The sequence below is a fragment of the Paenibacillus sp. FSL L8-0470 genome (assembly GCF_038008625.1).
GTDB lineage: Bacteria > Bacillota > Bacilli > Paenibacillales > Paenibacillaceae > Paenibacillus_AQ.
In genome coordinates this window covers 4,682,317-4,707,953 of record NZ_JBBOZM010000001.1, presented here as the reverse complement: position 1 = coordinate 4,707,953, position 25,637 = coordinate 4,682,317, and the positions used below count along the sequence as shown (strand labels likewise).

Genomic DNA, 25,637 nt, shown 5'->3' with positions numbered 1-25,637 from the left:
TCAATCACTTTGCACCTTTTAGAATAGCTAACCTTATTGTGATGGGGGAAGTGCGTATTGCTGCTGAATGGCGGTATCCCTGCTGCGTGTAAGTGTTTTACCCCATTTAATAGACGGGATTTCTATAAAAAGATAGGACAATGCAGCAATGGAAATACTAGCCGCGGCTGTTAGCAAGAGGATGAAGCCAATAGGGATGATTCCGTACAATAATTTAATGGAAGCTACCAGGATAATGAAATGATATAAATACAGGCTGTACGAGATCCGCCCCAGATAGCTGACGATTTTATTTCTCAGGATTGTTGAGAATCTCCCGCTGGATAAGGCAATGATTATTAACGAGCCGCACCCGAGCATGTTGATATAGGAAACCATACCTGTGATTAAGGGGTTGCTTCCTGGTGCATGCAGCGAATACAACGCATAGGCAAAGGTAAAAAGAATGATTTTCGGGAGAGATCCGGTTCTTTTATAATGTTTGATGAAAAAAGCTCTGTGTTTCGCCAGCAATGCGCCGACCACAAACAGCAGCATATAACCAACCGTATCTCCGTATCCGCCTAAATAAAAACCGATAATACCAGCCAATAGGTAGGCTGCGACGTTTTTTTGCCATGAATATCTGATCACTCCATACATCATCAAGGGGAACAGAATGGATATGCGCATTTCATGAACCAGCGACCAAATTACATTGTTAAATGCATTCACATTGAAGCTGCCGATCAGGAAAAAATGTCCCAAGAGTAGTCTGGCTGAGATCGGCGTAGTCCAGCTCATGGAATTATACCACTCACTCAGTTCAGGAATGGAGCTCCTTTGGATCACTATGCTGAGAAGTACCGCTAAACATATGGCAACATAGAAAGGGATGCAGATTCTGAGAAATCTCTTGAGCAAGTAGGGCAAGTACCGGATTGTAGTTCCTTTAAGAAAGGGTAAAGCCAGAACAAATCCGCTCAGCACGAAGAATAGTTTGACAGCTTCCGGACCGCCGATAAACAGAGCCCTTGTGAACGGCAAATATTTGAGCACGAAGAGAGTCAGGTTATCCTGCGGCGAACTGGGCGAGTAAATCATGGGGAAGACAATCATCAGGTGTGTAATAAGCACCAGAACAGAAGCGATGCCTCTGAGCGAATCTAATTCAACATAATGACCATTAGCTTTAACTTTATGGTTATTCATCAGCATCCCTCCTTTATTTGTTTATATTTTAGCACATATGGAGAACTTTTATATAAAAAGTTATTCATAACGAATAACTAATAAGAATATGAAAAAGTTTTGGTAAATGCTGTAACATCAAGGTATACTAGCCCGTCAATAGTAACAGAGGTGAATTACGATGATGAAATGGATAAAAAGTGGCGGGCCGATTTCAATACTGCTTATATTGCTGCTGCTCGCAGCCGGTTGTGGGACGACAAATAAGGCGAGTGTGAAGCCAATAGCCGGGACTGCTGCACCTGAAGCAGCGCCGGAGCAGACGTCAGAACCCTGCTATGCCGAGATTGAATGGGTGGATTTCTTGATGATCAATGATATCAGGTATTCTCATAATTATGATGCAACCAAGCCGGTACCTGCGGATCAACGGGGAGATAAGGTTGGGGAAGTGTCTTTTAAGGTGAGTGATAATGCCTGTACCGATCATGTCGTCAAAAACGGGGATGCCGCATTTCTTCCTGTGGGTACAGTGATCTATGCGCTGGAAGGCTACAGATCCGAATATCGGGTGGTAGCGGATAACAAGATTTATGAAGTAGAAGAGAATCCAAAGGCAGCCACTATCGGAGACCTGCTGGATATTGCAGGGAAAGTGGACAAAGTTAGTCTGGAAAGCGGTATGGATAGCAGTCAGATTGGTGATTTCACTAAAGAGGCCTCCGAAGGATTTATTCGTGAACTGCTGCCTCTGAAGAATGTTGGTTTTGATGCAGTCTATAAGCAAACAAAACATGAATACGGAGTGTTCCTGCGGGTGCATCTGCAAGACGGCACTTCTTTCCGGATGGTATATTATCCCAAGGGGAATGCCTTCACGGCAGGCGCGTTCGGAACAGACCGTTTACAGGAGTTAATCACAACCCAAAGGCAGCAAATTAAGGCGGCTGCGGGAATGTAAGTTTCATTATATTTTTGCTGAGGGTGTGAATATAAATGCTTCCATTAGTCAGGCTGGCTACAATAAAAGATGCGGATGTTTTGTCCAGGTTAAATTATGAGTTTAATGGCGGGGATAAGCGTCCGGAGGCGGAAATTATCGAAAGTTTGAACACTGGGAACGAGTTAGTTGCCGTTGCCGAATTAAGGGACCAAGTCGTCGGCTTTGCCTGCGCGCAGAGCTCACAATCCTTCTGCTACGCAGCAAGTCATGGTGAAATTACGGAAATGTATGTTCAGGAATCAGCCCGGAGGAAAGGCGTGGCGGTGGCACTGCTTGCCTTTCTGGAAGCTAAGCTCCGCTTGCGCGGTGTAGGCACAGTGAAGATTTTGACAGGAAAAACGAATCATCCGGCGATTGCCACATATGCACGCTGCGGGTATATTAAGCATGATGAAGCTGTTTTAGAGAAAAGATTATAGTATGAATATTGCCTGGAGATTTTGCTGATGCAGTTACTTACATAGAGCAGTACGTGCGTGGTGTGGAATAACCACTGATCTAAATCTCTAAGGACCCGTCATTAACAGTGCACGAATTGTCGGGTGACTGTGCACCATTATTGCTATTCTGGATGTGAGGAGAGGAGGAGCGAAGATGAACCTGCTGGAGAACATGAATCATGCATTGGCTTATATCGAAGAACAACTGACTGGGGAGATTGATTACCGGGAAGCGGCAAAACGCGCATTATGCTCGGAATATCATTTCAAGCGGATGTTTTCTTTTCTCGCCGGCCTTTCGCTTTCGGAATATGTACGGCGTAGACGGTTGACGCTCGCGGCCTTCGATCTGCAGAGCAGTCAGCTCAAAATTATCGACATTGCGCTGAATTATGGATACAGTTCACCGGACGCCTTCACCAAGGCATTCCAGCAGTTTCACGGTGTTCTGCCCTCAGAAGCAAGAACCGCAGGACCTTCACTGAAGTCCTTTCCTCGAATGACTTTTCAGCTCATGATCAGAGGAGGAAATGAAATGAATTACCGGATTGAGGAGAAGGAAGCATTCCATATCGTCGGGATCAAGAAGAGAGTCCCTATTATTTTTGAGGGGGTGAATCCGGAGATCTCCGCAATGTGGCAAAGCCTGGATCTGCCAACCCTCTCCAAGCTCAAGGAGCTTTCGAATGTCGTACCCCTGGGACTGATAAGCGCGTCCACAAACTTTTCCGAGGGGCGGATGGAAGAAAAGGGGGAACTGGATCATTACATCGGAGTGGCTACCACTCTGGGATGTCCCGAGACCTTCTCGGTGCTGGAGGTTCCGGCAATGTCTTGGGCGGTATTCGAGTCCATCGGACCTTTTCCGGCTACCCTGCAAAATATTTGGGGACGGATCTATTCCGAGTGGTTCCCTTCTTCCAACTATGAGCAGACCGAAGGGCCGGAAATCTTATGGAATGAGAGCAAAGACGTAACGTCCCCGACTTACAAAAGCGAAATCTGGATTCCGGTTGCAAAAAGAGTGTAGAAGCGGGTGCAGCTTAAGGGAGCACACTTGTTCAAGAAGGATTAGTACAAAACAAATACACCGTCAGATTGCTGACGGTGTATTTGTTTTGTCTGGCTCAACCGGCAACACAGGTGACCGGTTCTCTCACATGTCAATCCCCTCAAGGCCGCTTCAACGGAAATCCGTATACCTTCGCTTGCCAAGCTGTGAACAGCGCAAGCAGCAATAGAATAAACAATGCCCAGGGGAATGAGGCGACACCCAGCGTTTCGATTAGAACCCCGCCCAGCACACCACCGCTGCCGATCGCCAGATTCCATGCCGTCACCAACATAGACTGGGCGACATCGGCACTCTCCCCGGCAGCTTCAGCAATTGCTGTCTGCAGCATTGTTGCAGCGCCTCCGAACGTCAATCCCCATGCAGCAACCACAGGATAGATTACGACGGGATGGTTGCTTATGCCAAGTGCAATGGCGGCCAAAGTAAATGCTGCGAGGCTGATCAGAACCAATGGACGCAATTTACGGTCGATCAGAATACCGGTAATCCCGATGCCTGCCAGTGAAGTAATACCGAAAATAAGCAGCACCAGGTCAATACGCCGGGTAAGTCCGGCCTGCGCAAGAAATGGCGCAATATAGGTATAAAGGATGTTATGGGCCAGTACCCAAGCGAGAACGACTGCCAGAACCGGCCGCACTCCGGGAATAACAAAAACCTTATAGAGCGGCAGCTGCTTATCGGCACTTGTGCCCGGGTAGTCCGGCAGCTTCCAAAGCACCCAGAAGACCAGCAGCAGCGCAAGCAGTGACATGATTCCAAACACAGCACGCCAGCCGACGAAGGTGCCAAGAAATGTTCCGGCAGGGACACCGATGGCCAGGGCCAGAGGCGTGCCGACCATCGCCACCGCCATGGCCCGCCCCTTAAGTGATTCCGGCACCATGCGGCGGGCATAACCTGCGATCATCCCCCACAGGACACCGGCACAGATGCCGGCCAAAAAGCGGGCTGCCAGTGTCAATATATAATTAGATGAAAAGGCAGTGACGGTGTTGAATACGAGAAAACCAATAATGCATAGCAGCAGCAGGGGCCTCCGCCGCCATCCGCGTGTTGCGGCGGTTAAAGGAATGGCGGCCAACAATGAACCGAGGGCGTACAAAGTGACAAGCTGACCGGCTAGAGCTTCAGAGACTCCAAGCCCATCACCAATTTGCAGCAGCAAGCCGGCTGGAACCGTTTCGGTGAGAATACAGATAAACCCCGTCATCGCGAGGGCGAGCAAGCCAGCCCATGGGAGCCGCTCAGAAGTGCCGGAGTCATGCTGTGCGGAAGAAGTTGTATTTTGGCTCATTTGAGTAGCACCCTCTCCTGTACTCATTCTCTATGATCTGATGCCGGCATAAATTGCGTCACAAAGGTCAACCGTAAACTGGCCGGACATGCCTTCCAGTAAGGTATTGGTAAATGCCACAACGCTGAGCCGCTGCGTAGGATCGACGAACCATGAATGACCATAAGTGCCGCCCATCCGCCATGTTCCCGGTGATTCAGGAGTGTTTGCGGCGGCAGGGTCTTTCAGTACTGTAATGCCAAGACCGAATCCCCGTCCTGGCCAAAAGGGCATAGGCAGATCACCGATCTGATTGGTAGTCATTTCATGAATCAGAGATTCCGGCAGCAAAGGGGCCCCGCCCTGGCGCAATGTTTCCAGCAGATGCAAAAAGTCCCCGGCACTGCCAACCATACCGGCTCCACCGGAGGGATAGGCGGCGGCATCAAGTGCCCGGCCTGGAGCAAGCAGGAAGCCTGCTGTACCGTCCACAAAGGCAATCTTGTCGGGATCAAGTAATGGCCGCGGCTCCGGGTAGTCGTTGGCATAGGGGGTGGCCAGCCGTTCTGGATCAGCTGCAATGAACCCGGTGTCACTCATGCCGAGCGGTTTGGTTACCAGTGAATCTATGGCTTCGCTAAGCGTTGTTTCTGTGACCTGGGCGATGATTGCACCCAGCACATCCGTTGCTATGGAATATCTCCACTCGGTGCCTGGCGTGTAGAGAAGCGGCACAGAGGCGAGGCGGCGCATATTCTCTTCCAGTGTGATTCCGGACTGATCCATGCCGTCCGAAATCCCTGCCCGCTGATAGGAACTATTCTCTTCCTGTAAGAACCGGTAAGACAGACCCGCCGTATGCGTCATTAGATGGCGGACCGTCAATTGCGCGAGTTCGCCGTTCTGCAAGCGTGGGCGGAACTCCGGAAGCCAACGGTCAACACGGTCGTCCAACTGCAGGCGCCCTTGCGCAACCAGCACTAAGGCAGCCGTGGAAACAATAGGTTTGGTGACCGAGGCGAGCCGGAATAAAGCATCTTCACTCATGAGCCGGTTCAGCCCGCGGTCAGCATAACCGGCAGCGCGGCTGTAAACTATTGTTCCGTCTATCGCCACTTTAATGACGGCTCCTACCAACCTCTTGTCGGCAAGCGTCCGATCCAATACTTCATCGATGCGGCCCGACAAACATTGCGGATCACTTGGGTTTGAATATAATGTATACATGGTCTCCATCCTCTCGGAATAGTTAAAGTCTTGGACACTTTACTATTGTAGGCTTATTATATAAAATAAGTTACCTTGGTTACATAACGTAACAAAGGTAACTCGGCTGTATAACGATTAAATTATATTTGTTTTAACCAATTGACCTGAATTTTAAAGGAGCTGACTATAATGGATCATGTGGATAAGCAAATCCTGTTCCACCTGCAGAGCCAAGCGAGAATTTCTATGACAGAACTGGGGAAAAACGTCGGCTTATCACAGCCTGCAGTTACAGAGAGGGTTAAACGCATGGAGGAGAAGGGGATCATCAGTGAGTATCGCACCATCATATCCCCTGAAAAGATTGGCAAGCAGGCTGCCGCCTATATATTGTTTCATTCTAGAGATTGTAACGCATTCCTTGATTTCTGCCGGGCCGCTCCCGATGTGGTCGAATGTTACCGGATAAGCGGGGAGCACAACTATTTGTTGAAAGTGATTAGCGATTCTACGCGAGCGCTTGAAGAGTTCGGAAATCAATGTGATAAATACGGGACCTACACGATTCTAATCGTGATGTCATCTCCTATCGATCATAAATTCCTCATCCCTTCACTGGGGGAAACACCAATAAATATGCTGAGTTAATCAACCCCCGCCGGAATGATTTAAGGCTCGAACCCTAGCGCAGCTGCGCCGGGGATTCGAGCCTTTGTGTGCTTCAACTATAAACTAAGCAGGTAGTATAGCTGCATGTGATTCTTCAAATAGGGATGCTTCTGCCTCTGCTGCTTTAAACTGGAGGTTATATAACTGTGCATAAAGCCCGTTTTGGGCGAGCAAAACATCATGTGTGCCTTCCTCGGCAATTACCCCCTGATCCAGTACAACAATTCTGGATGCGTTCCGTACGGTTGAAAGCCTGTGTGCAATTACCAGTGTAGTCCTGTTGTTCATCAAGTGATCCAACGCTTCCTGAACCAGCAGCTCGGATTCGTTATCCAGAGCAGAAGTGGCTTCGTCCAGCAAAAGCAGCGGTGCATCACGAAGAAAGGCCCGGGCAATAGCGATTCGCTGCCGTTGTCCGCCGGAAAGACTCGAGCCGTGTTCACCGATGACCGTATCGTATCCGCCCGGAAGCTTCGCGATAAACTCGGCTGCGCCCGCAAGCCGGGCGGCTTCGTAAATTTCTTGTTCACTGGCTGAATTAGAGCTGAAGGCTATATTGTCTCTAATCGTACCAGAGAACAAATAAGGGGATTGCGGTACATAAGTAACCTGTGCCCGGGCTTCTTCCAGCTGCTCCTGAACCGCTCTTCCATAAACTGAGATGCTGCCGGCATCGGGTGCATACAATCCACAGCATAAGCGGGCAAGCGTTGTTTTGCCGGAACCGCTTGGACCTACAACAGCGACCGTTTCTCCATGCTGAATTTGCAGGCTGAAGCCTTCAAACAGCGGCGGCTCCGTTTCTATTCGGCCGGAATAGCTATAGCTGACCTCTTGTAGGCTTAATGCAGCCGACTTCTCCGAAGCGGGGGGAGGAGGGGACGAAGCCGGGGAAGAATGTGGTGCTCCTTCCTCATCTGCATCCAGTACAGCGAATACGCGGTCGGCTGCTCCTAACGCTTCTTGAACACCACCCCAGGTCTGGGACATGTGGACAAAAGGCCACTGTACCCGTCCCATCAGAATGATGAAGGCGAGTACTTCACCGGCTGTTGTTCCGCCTCTTACGGCAGAGACTGCGATCAGCGCAGCGCAGGCCACCATTACGATATTGTTGATAAAGGCAGAGGACTGCCAGAGCAGCGTGTTCAGCAGTGCTCTTTGGCGCTGCAGCCGGTTCAACTGCTCACGTCCGGCTGCATACCGGTTCAAGAGATTGTCCTCCAGGGAAAAGGCCCGGACCACTTTCATTCCTTGCAGCGTTTCCTGCAGAATACCCCGCAGCTCAGCTTCCTTCTGATGGATCTCCGTGAACAGTTTGCGGAGTCTGCGGTCAAAGAAGCGTCCGGAAAGAAACACAACCGGTCCCGAACCGAGCGCCAGCAGCGCGATCCAGACATCCATTTTCGCCAGGTACAGAAAAGAAACGAGACATAAAAGCAGATTATAGCCCAAATCATAGACGATGCCGTTAATCATGCCAATGGCCGCACCTGCATCCCGGTTATTGCGCGAGACCAAATCTCCTGAATGCATGGACTGGACTTCGCGGAAGGGAAGCCGGTGGGTCTTGTCGAACAGCTTGGCGCGAATCGCCCAAGCCATTTGGCTCTCTGTAATAAAGCGGAAGTAATGCTGCAGCATGAGGCAGATAATAATGATAAAACAGACGATGGCGCAAATAACGGTAATGCGGGTAAGGGAATGCATATTAGAGCTGTTGATGGTATCAATAAACACCTGCTGGATGGCTGCAAAGCCGATGTCCAAGACTAGCCTTGCCGAGAGCAGTAATACAGCCGCCATTAACCCGATACGGTAGGGGGTTGAGAAGGTCATCAACCTGCGCAGTACATATCCAAGCTTGAGTTTTGCGGACGCTTTTGCATTCATTCCAGACCCTCCCTGACCTCAAGCAAATCGTGATTCTGCTTCATCGAAGTCTCAACCATTTTGAAGTACTTGCCTTCTAGTGCCATTAACTCCTGATGTGTGCCTGTTTCTGCTACAGATCCTGCTTCCATGAAATAAATCTGATCGGCGTCACGGATAGTGGACAATCTATGGGCAATAACGACTGTTGTCCGGTCATGCATGAGCTCCCTGAGGGCTTGCTGAATCAGCTCCTCATTGTGGCTGTCCAGTGCGGCCGTGGGTTCATCGAGCAGCAGAAGTTTGGGCTCGCGGACAAACGCCCGGGCAATGGAGAGACGCTGCCGTTCCCCGCCGGATAATGTTAACCCCCGTTCCCCAACAGTAGTCTCATATTGTAAGGGCGTTCTCATAATGACTTCATGGATGCCGGCTCTTTGGGCTGCTTGGATGACCTCCTCCGTTGTGGCACCGGATTTTCCCCAGGCTATATTCTCATGGAAAGTGCCGGAGAACAGATAAGGCTCCTGGGACACGTAGGCAATTCGCTCACGCCAGAGCCGGAGCGGGATTCTGCTTAAGGGGTGAGCGCCACAGCAGATAACCCCTTCGTCCGGTTCATAGGCTGCGAGCAGCAAATGAAGCAGGGTGCTTTTTCCGCTTCCACTGGGGCCTGCTAATGCAGTCACCTTCCCGGGTCGTATGGTAAGCTGCACATTGTTTAATACTGGAGCGGCATCATAGCGGAAAGTTACGTTGTTAAAAGAAATATCGGATCGGCTGATCATTTCCGGATCGGGCTCTTCAGTTATCTCCATCCGGGAATTTAAAGCTGCAGCTTCGTAATTTGCCGCTTCCTCCGGTAAATCCAGCACTTCAAACATCCTTTTGCCTTGCGCTAAAGACATCTGCAACTCCGTCCACAGGTTGGCCAGCTTCGAGACCGGATTTGAAATCTGCTCAAAACAGATCAGAAAGGCCGCCACAGCCCCCACATCCAAACGCCCCCCGATGACCAGATATCCGCCAAAAGAGAGGACGTAGAGCAGTCCGCCAAGGATAACGACCAGTGGCATATTATAGCCAACAGCTTCTAAACGGGTGAGCGGTATATGAATAGTGAAATATTGTTTTACCCGGGCGGCAAATTGTTGGTGCAGCCTGGGGGCAAGAGAGAAGGCACGCACGACTTCGGCACCCTGGACCGTATCCTGAATAAACATTTGCTGCGCGGTTTCGATCTTCTGTCTTTGCTCATGCATGGAGCGCAGCCGGGAAGTGAAGGGAAGCATGACGAGTGGAACCAGGGAACAAATGATGATCGTTCCCAAGGTTAACGCAAATTGAAGCGATAACAGATAGGTGAGAAGGAAAGCAATCTGCAGCAGATTGCTGAACAGGTCAATGGTTTTCTGGTTGATTCCATGCTGGGCCGCAGAGGCGGAATCATTAATCCGGCTGATCAGATCTGCAGAATGATAACGATCCAGCTCTTTCATTTGCACGTTCAGCAGTCTGCCCAGAAGTGATACCTGAAGCCGGGAGGTCGACTTGACCTCAAGTACACCTGACAAATAGCTTTTTAGAAAGTTGGCTGCGGCATCGACGAACATAATGACAACGGCAAACAGGGTGGCGGAGGTCAGGCCCGGCATATTGTGATTTGTAGCCGAATTAATAATTCGCCGTAAAGCTTCGGCTACACCAACCGTTGTAAGAGAGATGACTGCTGCCAGGGCGCATAATAGAATGTACCAGCCTAAATAAGGCCTGCCAAGTTTAAATAAACGGAAAGTTGTGCTGGAAACAGCAGCGGATTCCTTGTTGCCGGCTGCTGCATGGCTTGATTCACTCACGAGGGACACTCCCCTTATTCTCAAATTTTCCTGTACTCCTGTTAAGCCAGTCTAATCTTCATCCAGCATGACTTTTGTGGTTAAAGCCAGCAATTCCCTTAATCTATCTATGCGCAGATGGTAATATAAGCGGTGATCCTCTCTTTTAATTTCCAGAAGATCCAGAAAGAATAAGAAGTTGGAATGGTAATTTACAGCTGCCGGTGTAATGCCAAGGGCCGCGGCGATTTCCTGCCCGTAATGCGGGCGTTTTTTTAACAGCAGCAGGAAGTCGAGGCGTCTTTTATCCGAGAATGCTTTTAAGAAAAGCTCTGTTTTCTCCCGGTCAGCAGCAGGTCCGTATACACGGTCGTTGAGTACCCCAAATATCACCCATCCGACCCTTCCAGCCTCCGTCCAGAAATTAAGAAAATGATTGCCCACCTGCGAAAAGAAGCTGATATGAAAAGTCGTCGGTTCATCATACAGCGCAGGCTCATTTTTGTTAATATCCCTAATGAAGCGGACGGGATCGGCCAGGAAAAGTGCTTCGTAATGTAGAGTGGCTTGTTCAGACTCCATTCGTAACCGCTCTTTCCAATAGGTAAAGACATCCTTGTAGAATTGATGGAGCAGCTGCATATACCGCAGTTTCGTTTCTTCCGGGAAAGCAAGACATTCAAGCAGCGGTCCTTGCGCCCCGGCAACCTCAGGCTGGGGTTTCGTTCTTGCCACAAGCTCAGACATCAAATGAACATCCTTCTTGACTTCCTCCCAGTCATTGCCTTCCAGCAGATCCTCCAATTTATCGGAATACACGCCATACACCATTTCGGCTACCACTTGTTCTGCCGGTCTCTGCTCCAGCCGTTCAATCCATGCTTCTGCAGTCTGTGGATCAGGATATGTGCAGATGGATTCGTAGAAAGCAAAATCGAGTGCCTTATGGAAAAAGTTATAATTGAAAAAAAACTGAAGCTCCCGGTAGGAATGAGGTGACAAACGGACCCGTGCGTCCTCAAAGTAGGCTGCTACGAGTGGGTCCATCTTAATCTTGTAATCCTCTGCCATGGAGGTAAGCTCTCCCTTACAAGCGATCATTCCCATGGACACTATCAATTCGATGGCCTCATTGTAAGCAAAATTAATATTGTTCAGTAACATATCCTTCATCGCAATTTGCATACTGTCCTCCAATTTCAGGATTGAATATTTTAAATCTTATGGATAGTTGGTTAATATTTAATAATTACTTAATGTTAAAATAACCCATAGTCAATATTTTGTAAAGAGTAAATTTATGATGGAGATCCAAGCCATAAAACGGCAAAAAAAAGATGCCATAGGCATCTAGGGTGATCCGTAATTGTATTATTGTAATTGTGTCATGTACTCATATGCAGTAATCCCGAACATACTTTTGAAATGCCTGTTCAGATGTGTCAGATCCACAAATCCGTATTCCGCTACGGCCGTGTAGATATCCTTGCTGGCCTCAATGGACCGTTTGGCATGTTCCACCTTGCAATTCAGAAAAAACTGATAGGGCGAGATCCCTGTATGGGCCTTGAACTCGCGGATCAGCTGGTATTTGGACATCCCAAACTCTGTACAAAGATCATCGAGTTTGAGCACATTGCCGATGCTGCCGTACATCATTTCCTTCGCCTGTTTCACTAGCCGGTTATTCTTCCGCTGCTCTGCGTCCATCGCTGTTTTGGATAACATGCCGATTAGATTGATCAACCGCTCCGTACACAGCGTTTCGTCGTTACCGTCCAGAATGGCCCGGCTGAGGGCGCAGATGCTTCGTGCCAGGCTGACGTCGTATACGATAGGGGTCTGGAAACGCAGCTCTTTCTTCCCCAGGATCTCAGCTACCAGCTCGGGCTTGATATAGAGCATAACATAATCAATGCCTTCCTTATCGTAGGACCTGCCGTCATGATACTGCTCGCGGTTAAACAGCATGACGCCATTCCTGTGGGAGGACTGGAAGCTGTCGCTCAAATTATATTGCTGAATGCCGCGCAGGGTTACGCCGACAGCATACTCCTCGTGGCAATGTTTTTTATAGGTGAAATCGGCAAAACTTGCCGCCAGAGCAAGGACATCTGCAGATTTTTTATACGTAAATTGCTCCATACTCTCACCCCCAACACTCTCTATATGATTCCCGATGCCATAATTGCAGAGTATACCAGAAACAGCGCCATTAGAACATTGACTATTTTTTGATGCTGCTGGAGAAATTTCTTGAAGACTGTACCACAGATGACCCAGGTCATAAACGCCAGAAACCCGATAACCGTAATGATAGCTACAAACTGAAATGATGCTAAAGAGGAGGAATAGTAAGGCATCACATAGCTGGGAATCACCGTTAAAGTAAATATGATCACCTTTGGATTCACAAACTGCATCACTAGGCCTGACAAAAAATTGGTATTGTGGAACGGTGTGGCCTTCCCTGTATTCATCTTGTAGATTTGATAGGCAAGATAGAGCATATAGACACTGCCGATGATCTGCATAATACTCACAATATTCGGGATCACTCCGGCAAGCACATGGTTCAGCACAGCAGAAGCGGCAAGCAGCAGGCCAAAGGCAATCGTGGCTCCGTATACATATTTCATGGTTTTTCTTGCACCGAAATGCTGCACTGAAGATAAGATCACAATATTGGTGGGCCCGGGTGTGAAGGTGATAACAACGCAATAGATGATAAAAGCTGTAATATTCATGAGGACCTCCTAAAGTGTATTCCCATGAATAATACAGGCGATCTTAGCATGCATATAGTATATTATTGCAGAAATCACCGAACAGGTGAAACAGGCAGGTGGCACCATCCACAGTGGATTTACGTTCAAATGAGCATACGGAAAAACTCAATCCCCACTTTTTGCAGCGATCCTCTTCCCGTGGACCGTTATTGCTTTTCGCTCGGAAATGTAGGAGCCGGCGAGGGTGAGCAAGGTTCCCGCTACAGTGACCCAAGTGATATTCTCATGCAGGAACAGGGCAGAGGCGGCAACCGTAACTACAGGCACAATATAGATGTACACGCTTGTTTTTACCGCTCCAAGGATTCCGACCACCCGGTTCCAGGTGACAAAACAGAGTGCCGAGGCTCCCAGACCTAAGAAAAGAAGGTTGGATACATTGGAAAGGCTGAGGTTCTATGTAGCCATTATAATATGAACAAAAGAACATTTCTTGAATGATGTTGCTGGAGCTGAGGTGCAGAACAGCCTTACAGAAAAGGCTAATTGTGGTATGATTTCCGGGAAGAAGCGAAAAAGGAGTTTGCCAATAAGGGGGATTAATCATTGTCCAGAACAAGATATGGAGCTTGTATCATCACGCTGATGTTAGGCTTGCAGCTGGGGTGCAGCGCGGACATAGAGGGAAATGGGAATCATAGAGTAACGGAAACTAAGACTGAAACCAAAACTGTAGAAATAGATAGTAATAAACAGAGTGCAAGTATTCCGTTTACACAACATCTCTACTCCAAGCATTCGACTGATTTTACTTGGGAGTGGAGTAATACCGAAAATTTACCGAAGGAAGTAACGGACCGGTATAAAGAGTACGAAAATTCAGCACCCGGCGGATATCTAGTGAAGGAAACCCCCACAGAGTATTTCATTTGCGTGAGCATCGGGGAAACAGAGTCGGTAACAAAGGGATTTGAGGTAAAATCGCTAACATTTCCGGCTGAACATGCCGCAGCTGAAAAACCAATTTTAAAAATTGAGGCAGTGCCTGCAAGTGATCAGAATCCATCGGACAAAGAAATGTCAGGAAAATTGTTTACCAGATCTCTTATCAGTGTCGCCAAGGAAGATTTGCCGGAAGGCATCCGTCTACATTCAATGATTATGAGTCTGGAAGATTGAATGGAATATCAATAATTAAGTGAAGGTGATCAAGATGTTAGATTTAATCTCTGCACACCGTTATTTATATTTTCTTATTAAAAATCAGGGCTCCATAGCAGAATTCGAACAGTGGCTTTACAGCAATGATGAATTGGAGCAAATTTTGGGTGAACAGGAATACTACGAATTTATCTCGAGGAATTATAAGAACAAATACGCTTTTCTTGAAACAGAGAAGCAGGTCTACAGAATTATTCAGCTAGGCAGGTTTGAACAAGAAAGGCTTGAACTGTTGCTTAATGAGCTTCTGACGCTTGAGGATGCTTCAAGACAACTGGAGATTATGCATGTGCTTTATGAAGAGTATTGTAGTGGTTACTCATTTTTGAGATACATAGCTTTAACCTATATTACTACGTCTGACGAATATAAGGAGATACTCATTGAGGATAAACAGAAGAATAATTCTTATATCACTGGCGTAAGGAGAGAAGCGAGCAGGCTGCTTGGTTTTTTCGGACGAAACGAAATCATTATCGAGGAAGAACATGAATTTATAGACCACAGGACTGAAAAGGACAGAATTGAAATGCATAGCATTGATAAAATGTTAAATCAAAAATGACTTTAATTTCCCGTTACCCCCTTGCATTCCCTTCTCATTTCTCTGTGACCGCTGGTCCGGTTGCAGGGGGATTCCTATCCATAGCGTCAAATAAAGGAAGTATGACAGCACAGCGGATTGCATTGAAAGGAGTAGAGTATTAGGGGCAATAACAACTTAAGAATAACGTAAGAATTACATAAGAAAAAAGAAATTTCTGATCACTACTATAGTAATTAGGGAAAAGAACAGCTAAGTAAGGAAGGTGTATCATTTGGAAATCAAAATACGGAAAACTACGGTTCAAAACCTCTGGATGATGTGGGAAAAGGCATTTTCGGTGCTTACATATTTTCGGGGAGCGAGTACATCGCGTTTTGGCATATGCTCGGTGATGCTAAAAAAACATCGGGGCGAGGCCATTGTATGCCAGGATTCAACAGTTATCCATAAAGGAGAGTGGGTAGGGGAGCTTCACCTGGACAATGAAAAAATTCTGAAGCTTATTAAGTCCGAAGGCTCGGATCGTGCGGCACTGCAAACGGCCCGGCTGCTGCGTAAATCAATGAAGCAAATTAATGAAGCCTTTGAATCGCAGTCGGAGTACCAGCAGGTGAAAGCGTTAATGGGGATCACGCTGCTCCATCGCGGTTTGACACATGGTCTGGGCTTTGAGCAGCAGCAGATGAAATCGGGATTTTTTATGAGAATTACAACAGTCTACCTCCGCCTGCTGCTGTCAGCTATGCATCCGGAAGGAAGAAAAAGAATTGACCGGCGCACTGATCAGCTTGTACCCATGCTTCTGGTTCACTCGCGGGGATCGCTGAAGAAGCGTTTCTCACCCGAACAGCGTCTGTCCGGATAAGCTGCCAATAAAGGGGGAGGCGAACCATGTTTAACTATTTAATAGGAGGAATACTCTGTATTGCCGCTTTTTATATGTTCATTCCAAGCTTAATTTCGCGGATGACCGGATGGGGGGTCTTCCGCAAAGGTAAAGGAAAGGGAGAGGTGGCCTTCACTTTTGATGATGGGCCACATCCGGAATATACACCGAAATTACTCGATTTATTGAAACGGCATCAGGTTAAGGCAACCTTTTTCGTACTGGGATCGCAAGCGGAACGGTATCCCGAGCTTGTTCGCAGAATTGACCGTGAGGGCCATCAGATTGGCATACATAATTATTGTCATACTTCCAACTGGCTAATGCTGCCTAAAACGATTCGCAGTGAACATCTGGATCGTTCCGCAGATATTATAGAAGGTATTGTTGGCACCAGACCCGACCACTATCGTCCGCCCTGGGGCTTAATGAATATGTTTGATTACTTCCGTTACAAGGAGTACCGGATTGCACTATGGTCAATTACGGCAGGTGACTGGAGCAGCCGGGTCTGTCAGACCCGCCTCCAGTCAAAGCTGCTTGACCAAATTACTGGCGGCTCCGTTGTGTTACTGCATGACAGCGGCGAGACAGTGGGTGCAGACTCACAGGCACCTCATTTTATGCTGGAGGCTTTAGACGAGGTGCTGCCGCAATTGAAGACAAGACACCTTAGATTCGTACGTTTGGATGAAATGGCATAATACTCATAATGAACCCTCTGCGTTGTTCGCAGCGGGTTTTTCCTGTAAAGGGGATTAAGTAATATTGACCTGGCATAACGAAATAGTTAATGATAATGTAGATGGACACTACAAAAAGATGAATCTGTCCAAGGATTCAAAGCGGGGTGGCTTTATTTGTTTAAAATTATGCTTATCGAAGATGATGTTACGTTATTCAATGAGATCAAGGACCGGTTGTCCCAGTGGTCCTATGAGGTCTATGGCATTTCGGATTTCGGCAAGGTGCTGCAGGAATTCACGGTGATCAAACCGGAGCTGGTCGTGATCGACATCCAGCTGCCTCAGTTTGACGGGTTCCACTGGTGCCGGCTGCTGCGTGCACATTCCAATGTGCCGATTATCTTTCTGTCCTCACGCGATCATCCGAGCGATATGGTGATGTCTATGCAGCTGGGAGCCGATGATTTTATTCAGAAGCCGTTTCATTTCGAGGTGCTGATCGCCAAAATCCAAGCCACATTACGCCGGGTGTACAACTATAGCACTGAGCGGACGGAGCTGAAGACATGGCGCGGAGCGACGATTGAATATGTGAAGAACACTGTAACCAACAGTCTTGGCGCTGCTCTGCTTACTAAGAATGAGACGTTTATCCTGAAGATCCTGGTAGAGCGCAAAGATCAGATTGTAAACCGTGAAGACCTGATCAAGGATCTGTGGGACAATGAGCATTTTGTGAGCGACAATACGCTGACCGTGAATGTGAACCGGCTGCGCAAAAAGCTGGAACCGCTGGGGCTGGACACTTACATTGAAACCCGGGTGGGACAAGGGTATATGGCAACTGAAGAGGCGGCGTTATGATCTGGAAATACCTTAAGGAGAAACGGAGCTGGCTGCTCCTGCTCGTCTTGCTGCAGCTGCTCCTTCTGTTAGTAGTCTATCTCGATGCATCTATTCCGTTAATGCCGATGCTGTACATAATACTGCTAAATCTGCTGGTCTGTACCGCATTTATGTTTCTCCGATATCCCAAGGAGACCCGGTTCTACAGAAACATGGAAGCCTGGGATCAGACTTATGATCTTGGTGTTCTGGGTGAAGCCGAGAGCCCGTTTGAAAAGGTAGTGCAGGAAGCGGTGATCACCCAAACGGAACGTTACCGGCAGGAGACCTCGGTGAATTTTCAACTGCTGGAATCGGAGAAGGATGATCTGCTGTCGTGGATTCATGAGGTCAAAACTCCGCTAACGGCAATGCAGCTGATGATCGAACGTCTTCCGGACGAGACGCTGCAGAAGCAGTTAATGTACGAATGGCTGCGGGTCCATCATCTGCTCGACCAGCAGCTTCACCAGAAACGGATTCCCTTTATGCGCAATGACCTATTTATCGAAAGGGTCAAGCTGGAGCCGGTTCTGAACAAGGAGATCCGGGCGCTGAAATCCTGGTGTATTCCCAAAGGCATTGGTTTCGACGTATTCCTTACGTCCGAAGAAGTACTGACCGATGGCAAGTGGCTAGGCTTTATGCTCAGGCAGCTGCTGACGAATGCCGTGAAATACAGTGAAGCTTCCGATATCCTCATCCTGAGCACGGAAAGAGATGGTCATGTTGTGCTTACCGTTGAGGATTTCGGACGGGGAATTGACCCTAAGGATCTGCCGCGGATATTTGATAAAGGCTTCACCTCAACGAGCGGGCGTCAGGAAGGGGCCGCTACCGGGATGGGACTGTATTTGACTAGGCAAGTAGCGGAGCCGCTGGGGATCAATATTCAGGTGAATTCCGTATTTGGGCAAGGAACAGTATTTACATTGATTTTTCCACGGGAGAATGAGTTTGTAAAGATTGAAGGCTTGTGAACACATTTGAACGATTTCTCGCGAGAGCCGCTGCATAAGGATGTTTTTGCACATGAAGGCCAGCAGGACTATTATGCTATCTCGAAGATCCGTTGGTCGCCGGATGGAACGCTGGCTTGGGCGGATACGGCAAGTCCAGCCCATACATTCTGAGAATGGCTGGGCCTTTTAGGAGATACCGGGCATGTGACAACAATGTCACATGCCTCTTCACTTTGTTCGGCGAATCGCAGGAAAAAGAACAACATCCCGCTTATGATAGAACTATAGAAAAGGAGTGGGTGAAACATGATTATTATGCAGGCTAATAAAATTTACAAAACCTACGGAAAGAAATTCAATAAACAAGAGGTCTTGAAAGGCATTGACCTTCAAGTAAATAAAGGCGAGTTTGTCGGCATTATGGGGGCGTCCGGTTCAGGAAAGACGACACTGCTGAACGTGCTGTCCTCCATTGACCGCGTAAGCCAGGGAACGATCGAAATCGAAGGCAAGGAATTTACGGGCATGAAGGAAAAACAGCTGGCTGAATTCCGCAAGCATCATCTCGGATTTATTTTTCAGGAATATAACCTGCTGGATACGCTAACGGTCAAAGAAAATGTGATGCTGCCGCTGTCCATCACAGGTATTTCCAAGAAGGATGCCCATCAGAAGTTTGAACAGGTAGCGGGCGAACTGGGAATCTACGAGTTGAAGGATAAGTACCCCTCGGAAATATCCGGCGGGCAGAAGCAGCGGACATCGGCGGCAAGGGCGTTTGTGCATGACCCGAGCATCATTTTTGCAGATGAGCCTACAGGGGCGCTGGATTCCAAGTCGGCTTCCGATCTGCTGAACAAGCTTTCTGACATGAACAGCAAACGCCAGGCGACCATCGTCATGGTTACGCATGATCCTGTGGCGGCCAGCTATTGCAGCCGGGTGGTGTTTATCCGTGACGGGCAAATTTATACGCAGTTGAACAAAGGTGATGAGTCCCGGCAGTCCTTCTTCAACGATATTATCAAGACTCAGGGCGTATTGGGCGGTGTTCAGCAATGAGCCTGAATTATATCGTTCTGCGCAATCTGAAAAAAAATATTAAAAATTATTATCTTTACGTCTTTGCCTTGATCTTCGGTGTGGCGTTGTATTTTTCCTTTGTGACCCTTAAATATGATCCGGCCATGGACGAAGTCAAAGGTTCGGTAAAGGGTGGGGCAGCTATCGGCACCTCTTCTGTGCTGCTAGTGGTCATTGTTGCGATTTTCCTGCTCTATGCCAATACGATTTTCATTAAACGGCGCAGCCGGGAGATCGGCTTGTTCCAGTTGATAGGACTCACCAAGGGTAAAATCTTCAAATTGCTCAGTGCGGAGAACCTGATTCTGTATTTCGGTTCCATGATCATCGGAATTGGTGCGGGATTTGTGATGTCACGGCTGATATTGATGATTTTGTTCAAAATCCTTGAAGTGGATGAATTGGCCAAGCTGCGTTTCTCCACGCAGGCGCTGCTGCAGACCGTAATCGTTTTTGCCGCGATATACCTGCTGATTATGATCATGAACTACGTGTTCATTAAAGGGCAGAGCATCCTTTCCCTGTTCAGGGTCACTTCCACGACTCAGGAGCGGATTAAAAAAATGTCGCTGTGGGAGATTATCATGGGTTTGCTAGGCATTGGATTTGTTGCAGGGGGGTATTATCTGTCGACCCAGCTTTTCGGCGGAAAGTTCAATGCCATGAACGAATTAATGATTATCATGATCTTGGTTCTCGGCTTAGTCATTGTCGGCACCTACCTCTTCTATAAAGGTTCGGTCAGCTTTGTATTCAACGCGATCCGCAAGAGCAAAAAGGGTTACCTGTCCATCAACGAGGTACTGTCGCTCTCATCGATCATGTTCCGGATGAAATCGAACGCGCTGCTCTTGACGATCATCACGACGGTTTCTGCACTGGCCATCGGGTTGTTGTCTTTAAGCTATATCTCCTATTATTCGGCGGAAGCGACAGCCAAAGAAAGTTCCCCGCATGATTTTGGCTTTGCCCGGACCGAGGCGAAGGAGAAGTTTATTCAAGCGCTCAATAAGGAGCAGATCAAGTACAAGGAAATTGATATCTATCCGGTTGGGGTGGATGTAGATGCCACTCAAATTATGGACTTCTCACCGTTCACAGCCTCCCGGGACCGCCTCCTATCCACCTCTGTTGTCAGTGACATCAGCATCGAAGGTGTAGAATTGGAACCCGGTGAGACCCGTCTCATGGGCTACAGCAGTGCTTTGGAAAAATTAATAACACTGAAAGAGACCGGAGAGGTTGGGTTCCTGACTTCAAGCGGGACGATTAAACTGCAGCTGAACGGTGTATCCAGTCAGCCTACCCTGCCTGTCTATTATGCCTCCGGCTCCGGAGTATTCGTGGTGGATGAGTCCGTTTATCAGAAACTGGTTAAAGTGCTCGATCCCAAACTGCAAAAAAAGAAAGAGGTAGCGAATTATTATGGGATTGAAATCACCGACCGGTCGAAATTGGACACCGCGAATCAAATTTACGAGAACCAAGCTCCGCAGGAGCCAAGCTTTTCCCAGCATGAGTACGAAATGAACCAGCGGAGTAATATGGGGATGATTATGTTCATCGTCGGGTTTCTGGGCCTGACCTTCCTCATTACCTCAGGCTGTATTCTTTACTTCAAGCAGATGGATGAAGGCGAGGAGGAAAAAGGCGGCTATACGATCCTGCGCAAGCTGGGCTTTACCCAGAGCGACCTTCTACGCGGCATCCAATTCAAGCAGTTGTTCAATTTCGGCATTCCGCTGGTCTTCGGCCTGAGTCATAGCTACTTTGCTGTCAAATCCGGCTGGTTCTTCTTCGGTACTGAGATGCTTACACCGATGATCCTGGTCATGCTGTTCTATACAGTACTGTATTCGGTCTTCGGCTTCCTGTCGGTACTCTTTTACAAGAGAGTGATCCGTGAATCGTTATAGGAATTACAGCAGTCTGCCTTTCCGGCAGGCTGTTTTTTTATATGAAGCAAGTAATCGAAACTTCCCAAATAACGGAAGCGTATGTATATATAAAGCTATATTTAAATGGAGGATAACTGCTATGCCAAATGAGGCGAAAAGGTTCTTTAAGCTGTTTGCCAAGAATATTAAGGAATCAACAGGTCCCGGTTATTATCAGGCCAATGGAATTTATGTCACTTGTGTTCATTGCCAATATGATAAATTCGAGCATGGATACGCGCAGCTGAATACAGCTTTCTTAAGTTTTTTGAACCTTGATTTTGCCAACCGTTCCGCGAACACCTTAACTTGTCACCGTTGTGGTTATATTCATTGGTTTAACAAGGATATTAAAAGAATGAGGTGAAGGTATGGACCCGGTAGAGGTATACAAAGGCAGACGTCCTGCGGAGCTTATGATGACTATATCGCTATGTGTGTCGATAGGAATTGCGATCTTTTCAATGCTCTATTTATCGGAAGAAGGGAGCTTTTTACTTTATTTCGCGTATGTTTGGAGCATCTTCAGTCTTACCATCATAGGGGTTTTGCTGCAACGGCTTTTCACAGCCAGGCAGATTATGAATATCGAGCTGAAACCTGGTGCAATTATCTTAAAAGATTTGACCATTGAAGCCGAGAAAACCAAAGCTGTGTATATTAAAGGGTATTTCAAGCCTGTGGTCGGAATTAAACCGAATGGAAATGTTTTTGTACCGTATAAGTCCTGTTTCTCCTTTGCCGAAAAAGAAGACCAGGGGATGAAAGCGCTGAAGGCATGGGCAGAACATCATCAGATTGAAGTATTCCATAAAAGCTTTAAGAGATGGCTATAAGCTTGACTACAAGGTACATAAGAGCGTACAAAGGCACTAACCCGCGTTAGTGCTTTTTGCGATGAATAGTTGCAGACAGAAGCTGTAAGTATAGCCTGAAGTCGTCTTAGCATAGCGCTGGGACGATTTCAGGCTTTTTATTTCTTGCTCCAGCAGTCCTACCCGTGCAGTTCATCGTCCACTGAAGTAGTTCCGTGGCATAACTCCGGGAATGATCGCGCAATAACAATGGAATCCTCGTAGCCGAGGTTGCCGGAATGGGATACAAGAATCGGATATTCCAGGGCGTCCCTTTCCATGCGCATATCCCAAATGTAATGATTACCGCTCCCGTCCATCGCAAAGGGCACCGCTCCCGGCATATACTCCGGAAACTCATAGGCCAGAAGCATGGGTCTTAATTCAGCCGCGCTAAAAAACTGAAAGTAGCGTTCCCCGTTCACAAACTCCCCGCCATTAGAATAACGCAGAAAGTCCAGATAACTTGCAGGCAGCGCTTTGTGCGGGATGGACCATAAGCCGGGGTCAAACGGAGCGTACTGCGCATGCAGCGGATGGGCAACCGGGAAGGGATTGCGCTGCCGGCTGATGATTTCGTCGATTTCCGGCGCCGTTAGCGGTTTGTGCCAGCTCTGCATAAATTGCTCCAGCTCTGTTTCCGTTAGGCCAGGCTGCTTCTGATAACTGATTCCGAATACGTTGTCCCATTCCATGAACGATTCCCCCTTGTCCGGTCTACCGGATGATGTCACAATACGTTAAGATTAATAGAGTAGTAGAGCCAATGCAAATTACGTTTCCAGAGAAGGAGCGGGAATTGGACATAATTGTAGCTGGAGGTAACCTAAGTGGATGACTCAAACATCAAAGTACTCGTAATAGAAGATGATGCCGATATCAATCGCCTGCTGTGCCGTATGCTTACGGGCGAAGGACTTACTGCCGTCTCTGCATTTTCAGGAAGTGAAGCATCGCTTCGGCTGTCGCTTGAAGCATACCAGCTGGTGCTGATGGACCTAATGCTTCCGGGAATGCCTGGAGAAACGTTGATTCCGCAAATCCGGGAACAATCCACGGTTCCGATCATTGTCATTTCTGCAAAAAGTACGCTGGAGGACAAGGTGGGGCTGCTGCGTTTAGGTGCGGATGATTATATTACCAAGCCCTTTGATCAGGAAGAAGTTATGGCTAGAGTGGAGGCACAGCTTCGGCGTCTACAGTATCTGCATGCGGTGAATCCTGACGAAGAAATTATCCGTATACGTGAACTGATCATGGACAAGCGGCGGCGTGAAGTCACCTTGAACAGCGAATTGCTGACTATAACCAAATATGAATTCGAAATTCTGGCGCTGCTCCTGTCCAAGCCTGATAAGATTTTCTCGAAAAGTGAGATCTACCGGAATATCTGGCAGGGGACGTATCTTGGAGACGATAACACCATTAATGTACATATCAGCAACTTGCGGGCCAAAATCGCCGCGGTTACCGAAGAGGAATATATCCGTACGGTTTGGGGTATCGGGTTCAAAGTGGTGTAGCTTTAACTTCTTTAAGGTTTCTTAAGGTTTTGCTTAAAGCTTATTAAGGGTGACCTGGATACAATTGAATTATCAAATTGCAAGGGAGTCATTACGATGATGCATTGTATACTGGAGATTGAGGGACTAAGTAAAACCTACCGGGAATCACACGCACTCCAGAATATCCACCTGAACATTGCTGCAGGTGATATTTGTGCAGTAATTGGTAAAAATGGCGCAGGTAAAACTACATTATTCAAATGTATTACCGAACAGGTCTTTCCGACGGCAGGCAAAATCACTTTGTATGGAAAAAGTGAAGCTGCCGAGGTTAGGCAGGAACGCAGGAAAATAGGTGCCCTCATTGAAGAACCCGCATTTTTTCCGGACTTTACGGCCAGGCAGAACCTGGAATATTACCGCCAGCAACGGGGCATCGCAGGCAAAACCTCTATCGATCAAGCCCTTAAGGAAGTGAGGCTTCTTACTACCGGGAAGAAGAAATTCAGGGCGTTTTCCCTCGGGATGAAGCAGCGGCTGGGACTGGCGCTTGCCCTGATGACTCATCCGACATTCCTGCTTCTGGATGAACCGACTAACGGTTTGGATCTGGAAGGGAAGGTGGAGATCCGTCAGCTTATTCAGACCTTAAATGAGGAAAAAAAAGTGACGATCTTAATCTCAAGTCATGTGTTATCTGAATTACAAAGCGTGGCTACCCGGTATGTTTTCATGGATCAGGGACGGATTGTTGAGCAGCTGACGGCAGAGGAACTGCTGAACAAAACCAGAAAAACCGTTGAGCTGGTTGTGAATGACAGCGGCAAAGCCGCCACGATTCTGGAAAAGCACTTCCCGGGCATCCCTTATCGAATCCTGCCGGATCATCACATTCAGCTGTTCGGCGGTATGGACAAGACCGATCATATTAACGGGGTACTCTATAGTCAGGGTATCGGTGTATTTTCGATAAATGTCACGGGAGGAGACCTGGAAGAATACTACCTGAGTCTGCTGGGAGGTGAACGTGATGCTTAATCTGATGAAAAGCGAGCAGTATCGTTTCGTCCGGACCCGAAACTATTATTTATCTGGCTTGCTCTATATTCTGCTAATGGTTGGCGCTGCTGTGGCCCTTTATGCTTTTAATCAGTCAGAGCTTAATTTTCCTTACGGGAATGAACGTTTCTTCTACCGCAATGTCCTAAGCATGATGCCGGTTGTGTTCGTATTGCTCTTCATCTTTCCGCTGATCGTTATGGGCGACAATAAGAATGTGCTTAAGAATACGGTAGCCTATGGCTACAGCAGGCAAGCCATCTATACAGCCAAACTGCTGATTACAATGGCCGGATTCTTCTTATTCGCTCTTGTACTGGTGGGAGTGTCCTTGCTTTTGGGAACTACCCTGATGGTTCGCAATGTGGATCATGCACTCACGGAATATACGAGGATGCTGGTTAACATGCTGCCCCTCATGATTGCAGGAATCACAACCTACTACTGTCTTGCTGCCAGCATGAAGAAAAATGCACAGCTGCTCATCGCCTACCTGCTCATCTATTTCCTGCCACATTATATTCTGGGTTACCTCCAAGGCAGATTTACATGGGCAGAGTGGCTGCATAGTCATGGACCAGCTTATTATTTGCTTAATGCCTATGAAGATATGGGCTATGCAGCCTGGGAACCGTGGGCAGTGGGGGCGGTCTATACGCTGGTCTTTTATACGCTAGGGCTATATCTGTTCAAGAAAGAAGAGTTCTGACTATAAGTCCAGGAGGGGATAAGGA

The 25,637-nt window shown here is 47.8% G+C and carries 27 protein-coding genes and 1 pseudogene; 18 read left to right on the top strand and 10 right to left on the bottom strand.

Going from position 1 to position 25,637, the window contains the following annotated elements; all coding sequences use genetic code 11:
- Window positions 1–33: 33 nt before the first annotated feature.
- Entirely contained in the window at window positions 34–1,191 is a 1,158-nt protein-coding gene (locus NST99_RS21540) for an acyltransferase family protein (protein ID WP_341094252.1), read from the bottom strand.
- 163 nt (window positions 1,192–1,354) lie between these two features.
- Here NST99_RS21540 and NST99_RS21535 point away from each other — a divergent pair, with 163 nt between their 5' ends.
- From NST99_RS21535 to NST99_RS21525, 3 genes are all read left to right on the top strand, one after another.
- Window positions 1,355–2,131: a hypothetical protein gene (locus tag NST99_RS21535; protein ID WP_341094251.1), complete on the top strand. Its 777-nt coding sequence runs from the start codon at window positions 1,355–1,357 to the stop codon at window positions 2,129–2,131.
- Between the two features lie 35 nt (window positions 2,132–2,166).
- Complete coding sequence (locus tag NST99_RS21530; protein ID WP_341094250.1) at window positions 2,167–2,592, top strand: GNAT family N-acetyltransferase; 426 nt, start codon at window positions 2,167–2,169, stop codon at window positions 2,590–2,592.
- Window positions 2,593–2,767: 175 nt separating this feature from the next.
- A complete protein-coding gene (locus NST99_RS21525) occupies window positions 2,768–3,643 on the top strand; it encodes an AraC family transcriptional regulator (RefSeq protein WP_341094249.1) in 876 nt (291 codons plus the stop codon).
- 142 nt (window positions 3,644–3,785) lie between these two features.
- Here the strand turns inward: NST99_RS21525 and NST99_RS21520 are convergent, their stop codons facing one another.
- Together NST99_RS21520 and NST99_RS21515 are read right to left on the bottom strand one after the other, a co-directional pair.
- A complete protein-coding gene (locus NST99_RS21520; RefSeq protein ID WP_341094248.1) occupies window positions 3,786–4,985 on the bottom strand; it encodes an MFS transporter in 1,200 nt (399 codons plus the stop codon).
- A 30-nt stretch (window positions 4,986–5,015) separates the two neighbouring features.
- Window positions 5,016–6,191 carry a serine hydrolase domain-containing protein gene (locus NST99_RS21515; protein WP_341094247.1) on the bottom strand — a complete coding sequence of 392 codons (1,176 nt, stop codon included), beginning with the start codon at window positions 6,189–6,191 and terminating at the stop codon, window positions 5,016–5,018.
- A gap of 171 nt (window positions 6,192–6,362) precedes the next feature.
- Here NST99_RS21515 and NST99_RS21510 point away from each other — a divergent pair, with 171 nt between their 5' ends.
- On the top strand, window positions 6,363–6,821 hold the full coding sequence (locus tag NST99_RS21510; RefSeq protein WP_341094246.1) for an Lrp/AsnC family transcriptional regulator: 459 nt from the start codon (window positions 6,363–6,365) through the stop codon (window positions 6,819–6,821).
- 84 nt (window positions 6,822–6,905) lie between these two features.
- Here NST99_RS21510 and NST99_RS21505 read toward each other — a convergent pair whose 3' ends face one another.
- From NST99_RS21505 to NST99_RS21480, 6 genes and pseudogenes are all read right to left on the bottom strand, one after another.
- A complete protein-coding gene (locus NST99_RS21505; RefSeq protein ID WP_341094245.1) occupies window positions 6,906–8,735 on the bottom strand; it encodes an ABC transporter ATP-binding protein in 1,830 nt (609 codons plus the stop codon).
- Window positions 8,732–10,570, bottom strand: a complete 1,839-nt coding sequence (locus tag NST99_RS21500) for an ABC transporter ATP-binding protein (protein ID WP_341094244.1) — start codon at window positions 10,568–10,570, stop codon at window positions 8,732–8,734. The genes NST99_RS21505 and NST99_RS21500 overlap by 4 nt, the downstream gene beginning before the upstream one ends.
- A gap of 51 nt (window positions 10,571–10,621) precedes the next feature.
- On the bottom strand, window positions 10,622–11,734 hold the full coding sequence (locus NST99_RS21495; RefSeq protein ID WP_341094243.1) for an ArsR/SmtB family transcription factor: 1,113 nt from the start codon (window positions 11,732–11,734) through the stop codon (window positions 10,622–10,624).
- A 186-nt stretch (window positions 11,735–11,920) separates the two neighbouring features.
- Window positions 11,921–12,694 carry an AraC family transcriptional regulator gene (locus NST99_RS21490; protein ID WP_341094242.1) on the bottom strand — a complete coding sequence of 258 codons (774 nt, stop codon included), beginning with the start codon at window positions 12,692–12,694 and terminating at the stop codon, window positions 11,921–11,923.
- A gap of 20 nt (window positions 12,695–12,714) precedes the next feature.
- Complete coding sequence (locus NST99_RS21485) at window positions 12,715–13,296, bottom strand: LysE family translocator (protein WP_341094241.1); 582 nt, start codon at window positions 13,294–13,296, stop codon at window positions 12,715–12,717.
- Window positions 13,297–13,443: 147 nt separating this feature from the next.
- Window positions 13,444–13,728 (bottom strand): annotated as a pseudogene (locus NST99_RS21480) (EamA family transporter); the annotation flags it as partial.
- 156 nt (window positions 13,729–13,884) lie between these two features.
- Here NST99_RS21480 and NST99_RS21475 point away from each other — a divergent pair.
- The 11 genes from NST99_RS21475 to NST99_RS21425 all read left to right on the top strand — a co-directional run bounded on the left by NST99_RS21475 (window position 13,885) and on the right by NST99_RS21425 (window position 22,321).
- Complete coding sequence (locus tag NST99_RS21475; protein ID WP_341094240.1) at window positions 13,885–14,457, top strand: hypothetical protein; 573 nt, start codon at window positions 13,885–13,887, stop codon at window positions 14,455–14,457.
- Window positions 14,458–14,491: 34 nt separating this feature from the next.
- Window positions 14,492–15,064: a hypothetical protein gene (locus tag NST99_RS21470; RefSeq protein WP_341094239.1), complete on the top strand. Its 573-nt coding sequence runs from the start codon at window positions 14,492–14,494 to the stop codon at window positions 15,062–15,064.
- Between the two features lie 244 nt (window positions 15,065–15,308).
- Window positions 15,309–15,911: a YkoP family protein gene (locus NST99_RS21465; protein WP_445744981.1), complete on the top strand. Its 603-nt coding sequence runs from the start codon at window positions 15,309–15,311 to the stop codon at window positions 15,909–15,911.
- A gap of 26 nt (window positions 15,912–15,937) precedes the next feature.
- Entirely contained in the window at window positions 15,938–16,636 is a 699-nt protein-coding gene (locus NST99_RS21460; RefSeq protein ID WP_341094238.1) for a polysaccharide deacetylase family protein, read from the top strand.
- Window positions 16,637–16,792: 156 nt separating this feature from the next.
- On the top strand, window positions 16,793–17,482 hold the full coding sequence (locus NST99_RS21455) for a response regulator transcription factor (RefSeq protein ID WP_341094237.1): 690 nt from the start codon (window positions 16,793–16,795) through the stop codon (window positions 17,480–17,482).
- Window positions 17,479–18,483 (top strand): sensor histidine kinase, encoded by a 1,005-nt coding sequence (locus NST99_RS21450; RefSeq protein WP_341094236.1) that lies wholly within the window; start codon window positions 17,479–17,481, stop codon window positions 18,481–18,483. Before NST99_RS21455 ends, NST99_RS21450 begins: the two co-directional genes overlap by 4 nt.
- A gap of 6 nt (window positions 18,484–18,489) precedes the next feature.
- Complete coding sequence (locus NST99_RS21445; RefSeq protein WP_341094235.1) at window positions 18,490–18,636, top strand: hypothetical protein; 147 nt, start codon at window positions 18,490–18,492, stop codon at window positions 18,634–18,636.
- A 135-nt stretch (window positions 18,637–18,771) separates the two neighbouring features.
- Window positions 18,772–19,527 (top strand): ABC transporter ATP-binding protein, encoded by a 756-nt coding sequence (locus NST99_RS21440; protein WP_341094234.1) that lies wholly within the window; start codon window positions 18,772–18,774, stop codon window positions 19,525–19,527.
- Window positions 19,524–21,464 (top strand): ABC transporter permease, encoded by a 1,941-nt coding sequence (locus tag NST99_RS21435; RefSeq protein WP_341094232.1) that lies wholly within the window; start codon window positions 19,524–19,526, stop codon window positions 21,462–21,464. The genes NST99_RS21440 and NST99_RS21435 overlap by 4 nt, the downstream gene beginning before the upstream one ends.
- A gap of 121 nt (window positions 21,465–21,585) precedes the next feature.
- On the top strand, window positions 21,586–21,852 hold the full coding sequence (locus NST99_RS21430; protein WP_052092171.1) for a zinc ribbon domain-containing protein: 267 nt from the start codon (window positions 21,586–21,588) through the stop codon (window positions 21,850–21,852).
- Between the two features lie 214 nt (window positions 21,853–22,066).
- On the top strand, window positions 22,067–22,321 hold the full coding sequence (locus NST99_RS21425) for a hypothetical protein (RefSeq protein WP_341094231.1): 255 nt from the start codon (window positions 22,067–22,069) through the stop codon (window positions 22,319–22,321).
- Window positions 22,322–22,479: 158 nt separating this feature from the next.
- On the opposite strand, the gene NST99_RS21420 is transcribed toward NST99_RS21425, so the two are convergent.
- Window positions 22,480–23,034: an SMI1/KNR4 family protein gene (locus NST99_RS21420; RefSeq protein ID WP_341094230.1), complete on the bottom strand. Its 555-nt coding sequence runs from the start codon at window positions 23,032–23,034 to the stop codon at window positions 22,480–22,482.
- A gap of 135 nt (window positions 23,035–23,169) precedes the next feature.
- Here NST99_RS21420 and NST99_RS21415 point away from each other — a divergent pair, with 135 nt between their 5' ends.
- The 3 genes from NST99_RS21415 (at window position 23,170) to NST99_RS21405 (ending at window position 25,612) form a co-directional block, all read left to right on the top strand.
- Entirely contained in the window at window positions 23,170–23,862 is a 693-nt protein-coding gene (locus NST99_RS21415) for a response regulator transcription factor (protein WP_341094229.1), read from the top strand.
- A gap of 96 nt (window positions 23,863–23,958) precedes the next feature.
- Complete coding sequence (locus tag NST99_RS21410) at window positions 23,959–24,882, top strand: ABC transporter ATP-binding protein (protein WP_341094228.1); 924 nt, start codon at window positions 23,959–23,961, stop codon at window positions 24,880–24,882.
- Window positions 24,875–25,612: a hypothetical protein gene (locus tag NST99_RS21405; RefSeq protein ID WP_341094227.1), complete on the top strand. Its 738-nt coding sequence runs from the start codon at window positions 24,875–24,877 to the stop codon at window positions 25,610–25,612. Before NST99_RS21410 ends, NST99_RS21405 begins: the two co-directional genes overlap by 8 nt.
- Window positions 25,613–25,637: the final 25 nt, after the last annotated feature.